A 15400-nucleotide genomic window follows, 5' to 3' on the forward strand; every position below is an offset into this window, starting at 1 on the left:
GCGGCCCCGGGGCCGGACTCGGGACCGTTCCGGGGAGGTTCGTGGCGCTCCCCGGCGTGGACGGGGTCGCGCTGCACGTCCTCGTGGAGGGCTCCGGCCCTCCGGTCGTCCTCAGCGCCGGGCTCGCCATGGCCTGGTTCGACTGGGATCCCGTGGCGGAGCTGCTCGTCGCCGCCGGCCGTACCGTCGTCCGCTTCGACCGTCCCGGGCACGGACTGAGCGCCCCCGCCGTGCGTCCGCCGTCCGCCGCCGGGGAGGCGCACCGGATCGCCGGACTGCTGGACGCGCTCGGTCTGGGCGCCGAGCCCGTCACCGTGGCCGGGCACTCCATCGCCGGGTTCCACGCCGAGGCCTTCGCCCGGCTGTACCCCGGGCGCACCGCCGCCCTGGTGCTGGTCGACGGCAGCGTGGAGGAGCGGCCCCGTACGGCCCTGCCCGCCGGGGTGCGCACCGGCGCCGCCCGGGTGCTCGGCCGGGCCGTGACCGCCGCCGGGCTGCCCGCCGCGCTGGGCCCCTGGGCCCGGCGCACTGCCGTACGGGCCTCCCGCGCGGGCGGCGCGGACGACCCGGCCGCGCGGGACCTCGTACGCCGCTGCTACCGGACCGGCCGGGTCTGGCGCGGGGCCCTGCTGGAGAACGCCTGCTACCCCGACACGGCCGCCGAGGTGCTGGCGCTGCGCGCCGAGCTGCCGCTGACCGCGCCCGCCACCGTCCTGGCCGGCCACGACCCCGGCGCGCGCCGCCCGGACCTGGCCTGGCTGGGCCGCCAGGCGGCGCTGGCCGACGCGCTGGGAGCCCGCTTCGTGGTCGCGGAGCCGGCCGGGCACCTGGTCATGCCGGACCGCCCGCACCAAGTGGCGCGGGCGGTCCTGTACGCGGCGGGTGCGGTCCGGCCGTGAGGCCTAGCCGCGGGCGTAGACCTTCTCGGCCCAGCCGGCTATCTGCTCCTCCGACAGGTGCTTGGCCAGGTCGGCCTCGCTGATCATCCCGACCAGCCGCTTGTTGTCGATGACGGGGAGCCGGCGGATCTGGTGGCTCTGCATCTCCTCCAGCACCTCGGAGACGTCCGCGCCCGCGTCGATCCAGCGCGGGGTGCCCTGGGCCATGTCGCCGGCCGTGATCTTCGACGGGTCGTGCCCCTTGGCCACACAGCCGATGACGATGTCGCGGTCGGTCAGGATGCCGCAGAGCCGTTCGTTGGAGTCGCTGATGGGCAGCGCCCCCACATTGAGCCGGCTCATCAGCTGAGCGGCCCGGTCCAGGGTTTCGGTGGCGGGGATCCACTGGGCCCCGGGGTGCATGATCTCTCCGGCGGTGGTCATCGCGTAAACCTCCTGAGCACGCCGTAGCGGCCGGGCGCGGGTGCGCCCGCCTCGGCGTCCCCATCGTCGGTCGCCCGTTCGGCCCTCGCGACTCCACGCGGGTGACGGTGGGCCGTACGGGTGACCCTGCGGGGGCTGTCCCCTCCCCGCCCTTCGCCCGTTCCCCGGGCTCCGCCCGGACCCGGTCCTCAAACGCCGGACGGGCTGAAGATGCCGCGCAGCGGTAAATCCAGCCTCGCCGGCGTTTGAGGCGCGGGGGTCCGGGGGCGGAGCCCCAGGCGGCGGCGCCGCACCCGGACGACGGGTTACCCCGCGGCCAGGGGCTCCGCTCCCCGCTGCTTCAGCATGTCCGCCATCAGCTGGAGCTCCGACTGCTGGGCTTCGACCATGCCCTGGGCGAGCGCCCGCTCCGCCGGGTTCCCGCACGCGTCGGCACACCCCTGGGCCATGGCGACGCCACCCTTGTGGTGGTCGGTCATCAGCCGCAGGTAGAGCACCTCGGCGTCGCGGCCCTCGGCGGAGCCGAGCCGTGCCAGGTCCTCCTTGGTGGCCATGCCGGGCATCAGCGCGCCGGGCTTGGTGACGGCCCCGGCCCCGCCCATGGAATGGCCCTCCGTGCCGTGCCCGGCGCCGCCGCCGGTCCCCATCCAGGACATCGGCGGCTCGTCGGCCACCACCTTCGGCAGGCCCCACATGTCCAGCCAGCCCAGCAGCATGCCGCGCTGGTTGGCCTGGGTGTTGGCGATGTCGTAGGCGAGGACGCGCACCGGCTCGTCCTTGGTGCGGTCGCGCACGATGAAGGACATCTCCACCGCCTGCTGGTGGTGCACCGCCATGTCCCGGGCGAAGCCCGCGTCGGCGGAGTAGAGCCCCGGCGTACGGGAGGACTCGGGGGCGGAGTCGGCTCCCCCCGCGGTGGCGACCGTGGCCCCCACCGCGAAGAGCAGCGCGAGGCCCACGGCCGACCCCGCGACCCAGTACGTACGGGTCACGGAGCCCCTACCGGTCGTACGGGGGGTCACTTGTCGGCCAGCCCGTTCGTGCAGGCCGCGCCCGGCTCGGGGGTCTGCGTGCCCTGCACGTACTTGTTGAGGAAGGCCGCCACCCGGGCGTCGTCCGCCTTGTCCACGGTCAGCTGCTTGCCCCACGCGCTGAGCATGATCGCGCCGGACTGCTCCTTGACGGGGCTCATCAGCGTGTACGGGGTCTTGGCCACCGAGGCGGCGAGCTTCTCGACGTCGGCCGGTGCGGCCTTCTCGTTGTACGTCACCCACACGGCGCCGTGCTCCAGCGAGTGGACGGCGTTGATCTCGGGGATCGGGTTCTTGTAGACGTCGCCGTTGCAGTTCATCCAGCGGGGGTTGTGGTCCCCGCCGACCGGCGGGTTCATCTCGTACTTCACCGGGGTCTCGACGTGGTTGCGGCCGAGGTTCTTGGCGTCCCAGGTCTGCTCGCCGGCGACCGGCGCCTTGAGGGCCGCCTCCTCGGCTTCCTTCTTGTTCTGCTGGTCGATCATCACCCACGCGCCGAAGCCGATGAGCGCGGTGACGATGGCGGCCGACGCGGTGATCGCGATGGCCTTGTTGCGCCGGTCGCGCGACTGGTCGGCGCGGCGCATCTCGGCTATCCGCGCCTGGCGGGAGCTGTTGGTTTCGGACTTCCTGCTGGCCATGGCCCTGAATCCTTCGTGCTGAGGGGGGTGGAGTGGAGAACGCGCTGCCCGAGCGCCGCCGGGCCGGGACCGGTCAGGTCCGCAGCACCTGGAGTGCGTACAGGTCGGGCCCGCGCGCGAGCGCCGAGGGAGCCCGGATCCCCGTCGCCGGACCGGGGCGCACGGCGGGCGCGGGCACCGCACCCGCCGCCAGGACCGCGGGCGGCGCCGGGGGCAGCAGCCCGGGCAGGACGTGCGAGAGCGGGGAGCAGCCGGGCCGGTCGTACGGCGCCACGCAGACGGCGCGCTGCGCGCCGGGAGCGTACGCGGCCTGCCCGGCCCGGGTGGCCGTCCCGGCGGCGGCCTGGTGGCCGTCCCCGGCTGGCTGGCACAGGAACGCCGCGCCGGCCAGCACCCCGAAGGCCATCAGGAGGACGGCACGCCGGAGCGGCGGACGTCTCCGACGTCCCTGCTCGTCCCGCGCATGGCCCCCCATGGGCGCCGATGGTAATGCTCATGACCGGCCCAAGGTCAGTGCGGGGGTGCCACCGGCTTACCGGGGTGCGTAATCTGGCGGAAACCACCGCTGGCGATACTGGGGCGGCCCGACTGTGCCCACGCCCTCGCGGCAGTGGTGCACAGGCCGCCTGAACTGCGAGGATGAAGCCATGGACAAGCAGCAGGAATTCGTCCTCCGGACGCTCGAGGAGCGCGACATCCGCTTCGTGCGCCTGTGGTTCACCGACGTACTGGGCTTCCTGAAGTCCGTAGCGGTCGCGCCGGCGGAGCTGGAACAGGCCTTTGACGAGGGCATCGGGTTCGACGGCTCGGCGATCGAGGGGTTCGCGCGGGTCTACGAGTCCGACATGATCGCCAAGCCGGACCCGAGCACCTTCCAGATACTGCCGTGGCGCGCGGAGGCCCCCGGGACGGCGCGGATGTTCTGCGACATCCTGATGCCGGACGGCTCGCCCTCCTACGCGGACCCGCGGTACGTCCTCAAGCGCATCCTGAACAAGACCTCCGACCTGGGCTTCACCTTCTACACCCACCCGGAGATCGAGTTCTTCCTGCTGAAGGACAAGCCGCTGGACGGCACCCGGCCCACCCCGGCCGACAACTCGGGCTATTTCGACCACACTCCGCAGAACGTCGGCATGGACTTCCGCCGCCAGGCGATCACGATGCTCGAATCCATGGGCATCTCGGTCGAGTTCAGCCACCACGAGGGCGCCCCCGGCCAGCAGGAGATCGACCTGCGCTACGCCGACGCCCTCTCGACGGCCGACAACATCATGACCTTCCGCCTGGTCATGAAGCAGGTCGCCCTGGAGCAGGGTGTCCAGGCCACCTTCATGCCGAAGCCCTTCTCGGAGTACCCCGGTTCGGGCATGCACACCCACCTCTCCCTCTTCGAGGGCGACCGCAACGCCTTCTACGAGTCGGGCGCCGAGTACCAGCTCTCCAAGGTCGGCCGCTCCTTCATCGCGGGCCTGCTCAAGCACGCCGCCGAAACGGCGGCGGTCACCAACCAGTGGGTCAACTCCTACAAGCGCATCTGGGGCGGCTCCTCGCGCACCGCCGGCTCCGGCGGCGAGGCCCCCTCGTACATCTGCTGGGGCCACAACAACCGCTCGGCCCTGATCCGCGTCCCGATGTACAAGCCGGGCAAGACGGGCTCCTCCCGCGTGGAGGTCCGCTCGATCGACTCGGGCGCCAACCCGTACCTCACCTACGCCGTCCTCCTGGCCGCGGGCCTCAAGGGCATCGAGGAGGGCTACGAACTCCCGGCCGGCGCCGACGACGACGTCTGGGCCCTCTCCGACGCGGAACGCCGCGCGATGGGCATCGAACCCCTCCCGCAGAACCTCGGCGAGGCCATCGCCCTGATGGAACGCAGCGAACTGGTCGCCGAAACCCTGGGCGAGCACGTCTTCGACTTCTTCCTCCGCAACAAGAAGCAGGAGTGGGAGGAGTACCGCTCGGAGGTCACCGCCTTCGAACTCCGCAAGATGATGCCGGTGCTGTAACCGCAGATCAGCAGCACTGCCAGAATGTTCTGACACGCAGGGCCGGTGGTCATCGACCACCGGCCCTGCGGTGCGTGGGGCCGCTACTCGGGTGACGGATCTTCCCCGGTGGAGGGGCCGGGCGGGTCGTTCGGTGCGGGAGCGTCACCGGGTGGCAGGCCTGCCCGGGCGCGGATCATCTCCGCTTGGGCGCGCACCATTTCGGCGTTCGCGCGGACCAGGTCGGACTCCCGCTGTCCGCGGGCCTGAATGAGTTTGGCCAGGCCCGAGAGGATCCCGCCGACGAGGACGCCGATCACGGTGCCGATGCTGACGATCGACGCCACCGCGGCAGGGGTGTCCCCGGGCCCGAGGCCGTTCTCGCGGTAGCTCCCCAGGAGACTTCTCACGCTGATCCAGGCGATGCTCAGGAGCGAGAGCAGGATGAGGCCGAGCAGGGTTCTCAGCCGCTCCCGGTCTGTCCCGTACGTCGCGACACGCCGGGCATGTCGTTCGGCGGCCATCCCGTCCCCGCTCCCTTCCCCGGAATGCGTTTCCGGCATGCCGGGATCCCGCTGGACCTTTGCTGTGAGCGGCCCGATCTACGTCAGGCGAAAGGCCGTTGTCCTGGCCTCCCGCCTCACGCCGGCGGTACCGCGCGGTGCCAGGTGGTGCGGGTGGGGGTGGGGAGGGAGGTGGCGACGTGGAGTTCGGCGTCGAGGCCGAGGACCGTCATCGTCAGGCCGCCGCCCGGTTCCTGGATGCCCGCCGGGGCGCCCGCGTAGAGCATGCGGGACTCCGTCCATGCCGGGGGGCCGCCGAGGCCCGTCGTGCCGATGGTGCCCGAGTCGGCGCGGCCCGATATGAGGCGGCCCGCCACGCCCACCGCGCCGTAGCCCGCCCGGCCGCCGGCCTCCGTGACGCTGGAGACCGAGGGTTTCGTGGCGTCGGCCGCCGCCGTGACCAGGGCGGTGCGTACGACACCGGAGTCGGGGCGCCGGAAGTAGAGGCGGATGCCCGCCGCCTCCGGGGTGGCGGTGAGGGGGACGGTGGTGGCCGGGAGCCCGGTCGGGAAGGGGCCGGCCAGCGGGGCGCCGGGGGCGGGCTGGATCCAGGCCAGTACCGAACCGGTGGTGGCGGCGTAGACGTGGCGGCGCCCGGCGGAGTCGGTGGCCGCCACCGGGTCGGACTGGAGGTCGGCGCCCCCGAGGTGCTGCCAGCCGCCGAAGGCGCCCGAGGGCTCCTGGGTACGGGCGAGCAGGGCGCGGCGGGAGTCGCGGACGTACACCGTGAGGCGCCCGTCCGGGTCGGAGACGGCCGAAGGCGCGCTGATCGAGGAGGTGCCGGGCTCGTCGCCGGGCTCCGGGGTGCCGAGGGAGACCCACGCCCCGAAGGGGCCGCCGGGCACGGCCTGGGCGGCGTAGACGATCTCGCGCCGGTACTCCTCCGGCCGGTCGCCGAAGACGGTCCGGGTGGCGAGGACGGCGACGCGCCCGTCGGGGAGGCGGGCGGTGGTCGCGCCGGGGTCGATGCCGGTGCCCGGCAGCAGGACCGGGCCCTGCCAGGCGGCGCCGGGGCCGGTGCCGGCCCCGCGGTTCCAGACGGCCATCTGGCCGTCGAGGACGGCGAAGGCGTACAGCCGGCCGGTCGTGCCCTGCACCAGCCAGGAGGAGTGGTCGCCGCGCGCGTACCGCAGTGACTGGGCCCAGTTGCGGCCGGTCGGGCTGCCGGCCACCTTGCGGTCGCCGCAGCCGGAGCGCGAGCCGCAGTAGTTCTGCTTGTCGTGCCACGCGTACGTCTTCAGGTAGCCGATCTTCGCCTCGGCCGTCTGCGGGTCCAGCGTGTGCGGCAGGGTGCTGTTGTGGTAGCCGAGGTAGCTCTGCACGGTGAAGCGGGGCCGCTGCCCGGCCGGGACCCGCGCGGCGTACGAGGCGGCCCCGGCCTGCGCGAACCGCGCCGCGTACATGTGGTCCTGATGGTCGGTGAGCCGCCCGGAGTCGAGGTACCGGCCGGGCGACGGGTCCTGCATCCGTATCGTCGTCGGCTTGTACCGCTCCAGGACCCCCGATATCGCCGCTATCACCTGGTCCTTGGTGTACGTGGGCGGCTGCGCGACGGGAGTGCCGGCGGTGAGCTGCGGGGCGAGCGCCGGTATCCGGCCGTTCCACAGGCCGCGCAGGCTGTCCGGGGTGTCGGCGCCGGGGGCGCGGGCCTCGCGCATCTGCAGCCAGACCAGGTTGACCTGGGGCTTGGCTATGAGGACGTCGAGCTCGGCGTCGCCGCCGCCCGCGGTGGGGATGACCGTACGGCGCCACGGGCTGGTGCGGTCGCCGGTGGCCATCTGCGCGTAGGCGGCGCGTATGCCGTTCTGCCGGGCTTCCGCGTAGTGCCCGCGGTCGGCGGGCTGTTCCGGGTCCTTGGCCGCGCCGCCGTGGGCCTCGTTGCGGCCGTCCGCCTCGCCGGAGGTGAGGTAGAGGGTGGCGAGCGGGGTGCCGGACAGCAGGGAGCGGCTGAGGTCCGGGTTCATGAAGAACAGGTCGTCGTCCGGGTGGGCGACGATCTGGACCACCGATCCGGCGGTGGCGCTCACCGGGAGGACGGCCGAGGAGTCGGATCCCGGGACGGCCTCGGCCGCGGTCTGCTGGCCGGAGGCGACGGCGAGCGCGCCGGTGACCCCGATGGTCAGCATCGGGACCACGGTCGCGAGGAGGAAACGTCGGCGGGATACGGGCATCGGCTACGCCTTGGGGTCGTTCCGGCAGGAAGAACCGCGTGAAGCTGTCGGTCAGTCAGTGAGAGTTCATTCCGGGCAAGTTGGTTCACCCGTTTCGCCGATGACTTCAGATGTGTGGAAATTGCCGCCCGAGAGGCTCTCTTGTGGGCGTTTCGCACGTGTCCGCCGTCACAGTGTGCGGAGGGTGCGGAGCGTGTGGAGGGCTCGGAGTGTGCGGAGGGCGTGGGGCGCCGCCGCCCGTGCGGGCCCACCAAAAAACGCCCCCGTGGGGGGCGTTGATGGGGCGCAGGGTGCGCGCGGACCTCTTACCGGGCGGTCAGGGCGAGCCGTTCGGCAGCCCCACCGGCTGCCACGGGGCCAGGTGCGCGTTCGGGTCGTCCGCCGACGAGGTCACGTACAGCCGCCCGTCCAGCCCCATGACCGCGAGGTTCACCGTGCTCTTGCCGTTCAGCGTCGAGGAGGGCGCCCCGACGAACATCAGCGGCGACCGCGCCCACGATCGGCCCCGGCCGACGTCGGAGCCCAGCTGGCCGCCCGCCGCCCGCCCGGCCAGCAGATGGCCGCTCGCGGTCACCGAGCCGAAGCCGGACAGCCCGCCCGCGTCGGTGAGTCCGGACATCTTCAGTCCGCCGTCGCCCGCGAACAGGGCGGAGGCGACCTCGCCCGAGTCCGGCTTGCGGAACCACAGCCGTACGCCGTCTTCCCGGCCCTGCGCCGTGATCGGCAGCGCGGGCGCCGGCAGCCCGGTCGCGGTGGCGGGGCCGAGCGGGGCGCCGGCCTTCGGCTGGGCCCAGCCCAGCACGGTCTTGGTGGTCGCGGCCAGGACGATGCGCCGTCCGGCGGCGTCGGTCGCGGCGGCCGGACTGCCGTGCAGGTCGGAGCCGCCGTACCGGTCCCACGGACCCCAGGCGCCGGTCGGCGACTGCACCCGTCCGCGCAGGGTGTACGCACCGTCGCGCACGTAGACCGCGAGCTGCCCGGAGCCGTCGACGGCCACCGCGGGTGCGCTGATGTCGGAGGTCCAGTCCGCGTCTGCGGTCTCCGGCGTGCCGAGGTCCGTCCATTCCCCGAACTCCTGCGAGCCGGGGGCCCGCTGCACGGTGTAGACGACCTCGCGCCGGTAGTCGGTGGGCTTGGCGCCGAAGGAGGTGCGGGTGCCGAAGGCGGCGATCCGGCCGTCGGCCAGCGTCACGGTGGAGATGCCCTGGTCCATGACGGTGCCGTCGGCGGCGGGGAGCAGCCGGGGGCCGCTCCAGGCGCCGAGCAGGCCGTCGCGGTGCCAGAGGGCGAGCTGCCCGTCGAGCACCTTGAACGCCCACAGGCCGTGCTCCTTGTCGGAGGCCAGCCAGGAGGTGGCGGTGCCGCGGGCGTAGTTGATGGAGGAGGTCCAGTGGTTGCCGGCCGGATGGTCGGCGACCTTCAGGTCCCCGCAGCCGGCGGCGCTGCCGCAGTGGTTCTGCCGGTCGGTCCAGGCGTACGTGTCCAGGATGTCCAGCTTGGTCCTGGCCTCGTCCGGGGCGAGGGCGCTGGGGAGCGAGCCGTTGAAGTAGCCGAGGTAGTTCTGCACGGAGAAGTGCGGACGGTCCTTGACCTCCTTCGCGTAGGCGCCGAGCGCGACCTGCACGAAGCGGGCGCCGTAGAAATGGTCCTGATGGTCCGTGTAGTGCTTGTTGTCGGGGAACCGGCCGGGCGTCGGGTCCTGGGAGCGGACGGTGGTCGGCCCGTACTGCTTCAGCACGCCGACGAGGGTCCGTACGACCTGGTCCTTCGTGTACGTGAACTGCTGCTTGACCGGGGATCCGGAGGCGAGCATCGACTCCAGCCGGGGGACCTTGCCGTCCCAGAGGCCGTGCAGACTGTCGGGCCGGTCCGCCCAGACGTTGCCGGCCTCGCGCAGCTGCAGCCAGACGAGGTTGACCTGCGGCTTCGCCGTGAGGACGTCGACCTCGGCGTGGCCGCCGCCCGCGGTGGGCACGACCGTGCGCCGCCAGGGGCTGTCCCGGTCGCCGGTGGCCATCTTCGCGTAGGCGGCGCGGATGCCGTTCTGGCGGGCCTCGGCGTAGGCGGGCTTGTCGGGCGGGGTGGCGGCCACCTGGGCCTCGCCCGCGTTGATCCCGTCGGCTTCGCCGGAGGTGAGGTACACCGAGGTGACGGGATGACCCGCCGCTATCGAATAGCGCAGGTCCGGATTCATGAAGTAGAGGTCGTCGTCGGGGTGCGCCACGATCTGGAGCACCCGGCCGGGGTCCGCGGGGGCCGCCGGGTCGGCGGCCGCGGGGAGGGCGTCCACCGCTTTGCCGTCGGCGGCGCCGGGACGGCTGAGGGCGTCGAGCGCCTCGTTCCCCCGCAGCAGCAGCATCCCCCCGGCGGCGGCCGCAGCACAGAACCCGACGGCCTTGACGACCCGCCCCCGGCGCCTCCGCGCGACCGCGCGGGCTCGCCGCGTACGGGCACCTGCGCGGGCGGGGCCGCCGTCAGGGCCGCCGTTCCTCCGGGCTGAGGGTCCGTCGGGCGGGACTTCGGGGTCGGACATCGGGCTCCTCCCGGCCGGTATGCGGGGAGCGGGCCCCATTGCGGCACAAGTGTGCCAAAAATCTGACAATCCGTCCCATCGGCCATGCGGTGAGTCGAACGCCTGCTCCGGCTAGGCTCTCCCCGGGCACAGGCGCGGACCCTGCCGACGGCGAGACCCCGCCGACGGCGAGCACCGCGAAAGGCCCGGCCAGGGCAAGGGCAGGCCGACGTACGCGGGAGGCGGCGGGATGACAGTCCCGGGACGCAGGAGCAGTACCTTCAGCCGGCTGCTGCGCAGCGGGTTCACCGACCCCTCGGCCGCCGCCCGGCTGCTCGACACCGACGCGCTGGCCGCCGTACGCACCGACCCGGTGCTCCTCGACGCCCTCGGGGGCACCGCCGACCCCGACCTCGCCCTCCTCGGGCTGGTCCGGATCGCCGAGGCGCAGGCCCCCGAGGAGCTGCCCGTCCTCCTCGACACCCTCGTCAGCGCCAAACCGCTCCGCGACCGCCTCCTCGGCGTGCTCGGCGCCTCCGAGGCCCTCGGCGACCACCTCGCCCGCCACCCCCGGGACTGGCAGGCCCTCGTCACCTACGAGGCCGCCGACCTGCACCCCGGGCTGCCCGAGTTCGAGCAGGGCCTGGCCGGCGCCCACGACCCCGTCGCGCTGCGCGTCGCCTACCGCCGCTGCCTGCTCTCCATCGCCGCCCGCGACGTCTGCGGGACCATAGACGTAGCCCAGACCGCCGCCGAGCTCGCCGACCTGGCCACCGCCACCCTCCGCGCGGCCCTGCGCATCGCCAGCGCCGCCGCCCCCGAGGACGCCGCCGTCTGCAGGCTCGCCGTCATCGCCATGGGCAAGTGCGGGGGCAACGAGCTGAACTACGTCTCCGACGTGGACGTCATCTTCGTCGGCGACGCGGCCCCCGGCGCCGACGAGGGCAAGGCCGTCCAGGCCGCCGCCCGGCTCGCCTCCCACCTGATGCGGATCTGCTCCGAGACCACCGTCGAAGGCACCATCTGGCCCGTCGACGCCAACCTCCGCCCCGAGGGCAGAAACGGTCCGCTCGTCCGCACCCTCGCCTCCCACCTCGCCTACTACCAGCGCTGGGCCAAGACCTGGGAGTTCCAGGCCCTCCTCAAGGCCCGCGCCGTCGCGGGCGACGAGGCGCTCGGCGCCGAGTACATCGCCGCCATAACTCCCCTCGTCTGGCAGGCCGCCGAGCGCGAGAACTTCGTCCCCGACGTCCAGAAGATGCGCCGCCGCGTCGTCGACAACATCCCCGCCGCCCAGGTCGAGCGCGAGCTGAAGCTCGGACCCGGCGGCCTGCGCGACGTCGAGTTCGCCGTCCAGCTCCTCCAGCTCGTGCACGGCCGCTCCGACGCCACCCTGCACTCCGGCACCACCCTCGACGCGCTCACCGCCCTCGCCGCCGGCGGCTACGTCGGGCGCGCCGACGCCGCCCAACTGCACGACGCGTACCGCTTCCTGCGGGCCATGGAGCACCGCATCCAGCTCTACCGGCTGCGCCGCACCCACCTCGTCCCCGAGGACGAGGCCGACCTGCGGCGCCTGGGCCGTTCGCTGGGCCTGCGCACCGAGCCCGTCGCCGAGCTCAACAAGGCCTGGCGGCGGCACGCCTCCGTGGTCCGCCGCCTGCACGAGAAGATCTTCTACCGGCCGCTCCTCGACGCCGTGGCCCAGCTCGCCCCCGGCGAGACCCGGCTCTCCCCGCGCGCCGCCGGCCAGCGCCTCGAAGCCCTCGGGTACGCCGATCCGGCCGCGGCCCTGCGCCACCTCGAAGCCCTGGCCTCCGGGGTCACCCGCGCCGCCGCCATCCAGCGCACCCTGCTGCCCGTGCTCCTCGGCTGGTTCGCCGACTCCGCCGATCCGGACGCGGGCCTGCTGGGCTTCCGCAAGGTCTCCGACGCCCTCGGCCGCACCCCCTGGTACCTGCGCCTCCTGCGCGACGAGGGCGCCGCCGCGGAGAACCTCGCCCGGGTGCTCTCCGCCGGACGCCTCGCCCCCGACCTCCTCATGCGCGCACCCGAAGCGGTGGCTCTGCTGGGCGACCCCGAAGGCCTGGTTCCCCGTACGCACGAGGCCCTGGAGCAGGAGGTGCTCGCCGCCGTCGGCCGCGCCGAGAACGCGGAAGCCGGGGTGGCCGCCGCCCGCGGAGTGCGCCGCCGCGAGCTGTTCCGCACCACCGCCGCGGACATCATCGGCTCGTACGGTACGGAGGACAGCCCGGCCGAGGAGGACCACGGAGCCCTGGTCGACCGGGTCGGCCGCGCCGTCTCCGAACTCACCGCCGCCACCATCGCCGGCGCCCTGCGCGCCGCCGTGCAGGCCCACTGGGGCGACACCTTGCCCACCCGCTTCGCGGTCATCGGCGTCGGCCGCTTCGGCGGTCACGAGCTGGGCTACGGTTCCGACGCCGACGTCCTGTTCGTCCACGAGCCGCGCGAAGGCGTCGACGAACAAGAAGCCGCCAAGGCCGCCCAGCACGTCGTCTCCGAGATGCGCAGGCTCCTCCAACTCCCCACCGCCGACCCGCCGCTGCTCATCGACGCGGACCTGCGCCCCGAAGGCCGCTCCGGCCCCCTGGTCCGCACCCTGCCCTCGTACGCCGCCTACTACCGCCGCTGGGCCCTGACCTGGGAGTCCCAGGCCCTGCTGCGTGCCGAACCGGTGGCCGGCGACCTCGAACTGGGTCAGCGCTTCATCGACCTGATCGACCCGCTGCGCTACCCGGTGGAAGGCCTCGGCGAGGACGCCGTCCGCGAGATCCGGCGCCTGAAGGCCCGGATGGAATCCGAACGCCTGCCCAGGGGCGCCGACCCGACCCTGCACACCAAGCTCGGCCGCGGCGGCCTCAGCGACGTCGAGTGGACCGTGCAGCTGATCCAGATGCGGCACGCCTGGGCGGAACCGGGCCTGCGCACCACCCGGACCCGCGAGGCCCTGGCCGCCGCGCACGCGGCCGGGCTGATCCCGACCGAGGAGGCGCAGATCCTCGACGAGGCCTGGGTCCTGGCCACCCGGGTCCGCAACGCCGTGATGCTGGTCCGCGGCCGCGCGGGGGACACCTTCCCCTCGGAGGCCCGCGAGCTGGCGGCGGTCGGCCGCTACCTCGGCTACGCGGAGGGCACGGTCGGCGACATGCTGGAGGACTACCGCCGCATCACCCGCCGCGCACGGGGCGTGGTGGACGAGCTGTTCTACGGGGCGTAGCCGGACGCGGTCGGGCGTGCGCGGGCGTGCGTGACACGCCCGCCGCGACGGCAACTGCCATGTGTCACAAGCCTGTTGCTCATGTCACGTTTCGCCGACCTCGGGCCAGGGGATCCGGCCCCCTCGGGGTGGGCTGAAACCGTAGCAAAATGCCATGGATGGCCTGATTTCAGCCCATCTCGCATAGCGGGATTCCGTAGAGCGCGTGAGCGGCGATCCGTAGCGTCCCTGTTACAGAGCCCACGCCCCGGAACGGAATCGATCAGCCCGTTTCGTCGCCCTTGGCGCCTCGGTGGGTGTGGGGGTCCATGCACGTCCATGGGAAACACGGGGGAGAGTCAAGATGAAGGTACTTGTGGTCAGCCCGCCGAACTCCAACACCGTTCTGGACGGTGTTTCCTGCACGGTCACCCGGCCCGAGGAACACACGGACTGGTCCGATTTCCCCAACCTCGGGATCCTCACCCTGGCCTCCGCGCTGCGCTCCGTCCCCGGCGTCGATCCGGTGTACATCGACGGGACCGTGATGCCCTGGCCGGAGGTGCTCGCCTATGTCGAGGACAACGCCGGCGACATCCTCGCGCTGTGCGTCAGCGCGCTCACCGCCACCTACGAGGCCGGACTGCACTTATGCGCCGCCGCCAAGCGCGTGAACAGCCGGATCGTCACGATCGTGGGCAACGACCACGTGACGGCGCTTCCCCGCGAGTGCCTGTCCTCGCAGCGAGGGGTGATCGACTACGCGTTCGTCGGGAACGAGGTCGTCGGCGGCCTCGTCGATCTCATAGCCACCCTCGGCAGCGGCGGTGCGGTGGCGGGTGGCGTCTATCCCGGCCTCGCCAGTTTCGACGGCACGGACATGACGGTGCAGCCGCAGCGGAGCGAGCCCGTCTACACCCGGATCGACTACTCGCTGATCGACGCCGTCTTCGATCACTCGTCTTTGTACGACGGTAATTTCGGCAACCGGGTCGTGCCGACCTTCGAGCACTTGACGGGCCGCAGGGTGACCGCGGGAATGCCCGTCGAGATCGGCCGGGGCTGCATCAAGTTCGCCCGGAACGACGCCTGTTCCTTCTGCTCGATCCAGTTCGGCGGCATGTGGCGCAACTCCGTCCCCGACGGGGAATCGGCGTGGGAAGTGATCCGCGCGGCGCACGCGTCCGGCTACGACTACCTTTACCTGACCGCCGACGAACTGCCCCTGACCTTCGGCAGGCTGCTGCGGGAGATGGTCTCCTCACCGCCCGGATGGTGGGCGGACCTCTCCGAGGACGACCGCCCTGTGATGGTGGGCTACGCCCGGGCGGACGGCCTGTCCGACGAGCGACACGCCGCCAACTTACGTGCGCTCGGCGTACGTCAGCTCATGGTCGGGCTCGACGCGGGGACCCCGGTCTCCCTGCAGGCGATGCGCAAACCCCTGGTGTCGATCCGCGAGAACGACTCGCGGTTCCGCGCCGAGAAGATGTTCGATCACAACGTGAAGGCCCTCCAGTCGGCCAAGAACAACGGCCTCCTCCTCAAAGTCGGCTTCGTCATCGGCCATCTGGGCATGGATGCCGCGCTGATGCGGGAGAACATCGATTCGATGAAGGCGCTGCTGGCCTCCGGGGCCGGCGCCATCGCCTCCCTCGACGTCGAAGTACTGTCCCCCGAGCCGGGATCCCTGGACTTCAAGATGCTGCTCGACCCGGTGCTGGCCCGCGCGAACGCCGACGAGCTCAAACTGTCGATGCCCAGCCGGCAGGAGCACGAGCTGCGCGCCAGGAAGTGGCGGGGCAAGGACATCATCGACAGGGAGGAGGCGATGGCGGACTACGTGGAGTCGGTGATGCCGGGCCTCACCCTGGACGACCTCGCCGGGGCCAGGGCCGAAGTGCGCGACTACGGAAAACAGCTCGGCGTCACGGTCGGCGGCTGACGGAAGAGGC

Annotated in this window: 11 protein-coding genes; 4 read left to right on the top strand and 7 right to left on the bottom strand. The window is 72.8% G+C overall.

Annotated elements, in window-relative coordinates; translation table 11 throughout:
* Positions 1-41 precede the first annotated feature (41 nt).
* Entirely contained in the window at positions 42-899 is an 858-nt protein-coding gene (locus tag AC3IX6_RS27035) for an alpha/beta fold hydrolase (RefSeq protein WP_489365395.1), read from the top strand.
* 3 nt (positions 900-902) lie between these two features.
* Here the strand turns inward: AC3IX6_RS27035 and AC3IX6_RS27040 are convergent, their stop codons facing one another.
* The 4 genes from AC3IX6_RS27040 to AC3IX6_RS27055 form a co-directional block, all read right to left on the bottom strand.
* Positions 903-1322: a CBS domain-containing protein gene (locus tag AC3IX6_RS27040; RefSeq protein ID WP_489365397.1), complete on the bottom strand. Its 420-nt coding sequence runs from the start codon at positions 1320-1322 to the stop codon at positions 903-905.
* A gap of 305 nt (positions 1323-1627) precedes the next feature.
* On the bottom strand, positions 1628-2314 hold the full coding sequence (locus tag AC3IX6_RS27045; RefSeq protein ID WP_489365399.1) for a DUF305 domain-containing protein: 687 nt from the start codon (positions 2312-2314) through the stop codon (positions 1628-1630).
* A 26-nt stretch (positions 2315-2340) separates the two neighbouring features.
* A complete protein-coding gene (locus tag AC3IX6_RS27050; RefSeq protein ID WP_489365401.1) occupies positions 2341-2994 on the bottom strand; it encodes a thioredoxin-like domain-containing protein in 654 nt (217 codons plus the stop codon).
* A 73-nt stretch (positions 2995-3067) separates the two neighbouring features.
* Positions 3068-3400, bottom strand: a complete 333-nt coding sequence (locus AC3IX6_RS27055) for a hypothetical protein (protein WP_489365403.1) — start codon at positions 3398-3400, stop codon at positions 3068-3070.
* Positions 3401-3641: 241 nt separating this feature from the next.
* On the opposite strand from AC3IX6_RS27055, the gene glnA reads away from it, so the two are divergent.
* Positions 3642-5003 (top strand): type I glutamate--ammonia ligase, encoded by a 1362-nt coding sequence (gene glnA / locus AC3IX6_RS27060; protein ID WP_243329674.1) that lies wholly within the window; start codon positions 3642-3644, stop codon positions 5001-5003.
* 83 nt (positions 5004-5086) lie between these two features.
* On the opposite strand, the gene AC3IX6_RS27065 is transcribed toward glnA, so the two are convergent.
* The 3 genes from AC3IX6_RS27065 to AC3IX6_RS27075 all read right to left on the bottom strand — a co-directional run bounded on the left by AC3IX6_RS27065 (position 5087) and on the right by AC3IX6_RS27075 (position 10249).
* Positions 5087-5506, bottom strand: coding sequence for a hypothetical protein (locus AC3IX6_RS27065; RefSeq protein WP_489365405.1), 420 nt, complete (start codon positions 5504-5506; stop codon positions 5087-5089).
* Positions 5507-5622: 116 nt separating this feature from the next.
* On the bottom strand, positions 5623-7716 hold the full coding sequence (locus tag AC3IX6_RS27070; RefSeq protein WP_489365407.1) for a PIG-L family deacetylase: 2094 nt from the start codon (positions 7714-7716) through the stop codon (positions 5623-5625).
* Between the two features lie 316 nt (positions 7717-8032).
* Positions 8033-10249 carry a PIG-L family deacetylase gene (locus tag AC3IX6_RS27075; RefSeq protein WP_489365409.1) on the bottom strand — a complete coding sequence of 739 codons (2217 nt, stop codon included), beginning with the start codon at positions 10247-10249 and terminating at the stop codon, positions 8033-8035.
* A 229-nt stretch (positions 10250-10478) separates the two neighbouring features.
* Here AC3IX6_RS27075 and AC3IX6_RS27080 point away from each other — a divergent pair, with 229 nt between their 5' ends.
* Together AC3IX6_RS27080 and AC3IX6_RS27085 are read left to right on the top strand one after the other, a co-directional pair.
* The gene (locus tag AC3IX6_RS27080; protein ID WP_489365411.1) at positions 10479-13466 is read left to right on the top strand and encodes a bifunctional [glutamine synthetase] adenylyltransferase/[glutamine synthetase]-adenylyl-L-tyrosine phosphorylase; all 2988 of its coding nucleotides are present in this window, start codon (positions 10479-10481) and stop codon (positions 13464-13466) included.
* Between the two features lie 343 nt (positions 13467-13809).
* A complete protein-coding gene (locus AC3IX6_RS27085; protein WP_489365412.1) occupies positions 13810-15390 on the top strand; it encodes a B12-binding domain-containing radical SAM protein in 1581 nt (526 codons plus the stop codon).
* Positions 15391-15400: the final 10 nt, after the last annotated feature.

The sequence above is a fragment of the Streptomyces sp. GL_141 genome, assembly GCF_057834385.1.

Excerpts from the sequence above, each read along its gene's own strand:
- glnA (WP_243329674.1), top strand. The coding sequence starts at position 3,642 with ATGGACAAGCAGCAGGAATTCGTCCTCCGGACGCTCGAGGAGCGCGAC.
- AC3IX6_RS27055 (WP_489365403.1), bottom strand. The coding sequence starts at position 3,400 with ATGGCCTTCGGGGTGCTGGCCGGCGCGGCGTTCCTGTGCCAGCCAGCC.
- AC3IX6_RS27050 (WP_489365401.1), bottom strand. The coding sequence starts at position 2,994 with ATGGCCAGCAGGAAGTCCGAAACCAACAGCTCCCGCCAGGCGCGGATA.
- AC3IX6_RS27075 (WP_489365409.1), bottom strand. The coding sequence starts at position 10,249 with ATGTCCGACCCCGAAGTCCCGCCCGACGGACCCTCAGCCCGGAGGAAC.
- AC3IX6_RS27065 (WP_489365405.1), bottom strand. The coding sequence starts at position 5,506 with ATGGCCGCCGAACGACATGCCCGGCGTGTCGCGACGTACGGGACAGAC.
- AC3IX6_RS27070 (WP_489365407.1), bottom strand. The coding sequence starts at position 7,716 with ATGCCCGTATCCCGCCGACGTTTCCTCCTCGCGACCGTGGTCCCGATG.
- AC3IX6_RS27085 (WP_489365412.1), top strand. The coding sequence starts at position 13,810 with ATGAAGGTACTTGTGGTCAGCCCGCCGAACTCCAACACCGTTCTGGAC.
- AC3IX6_RS27080 (WP_489365411.1), top strand. The coding sequence starts at position 10,479 with ATGACAGTCCCGGGACGCAGGAGCAGTACCTTCAGCCGGCTGCTGCGC.
- AC3IX6_RS27040 (WP_489365397.1), bottom strand. The coding sequence starts at position 1,322 with ATGACCACCGCCGGAGAGATCATGCACCCCGGGGCCCAGTGGATCCCC.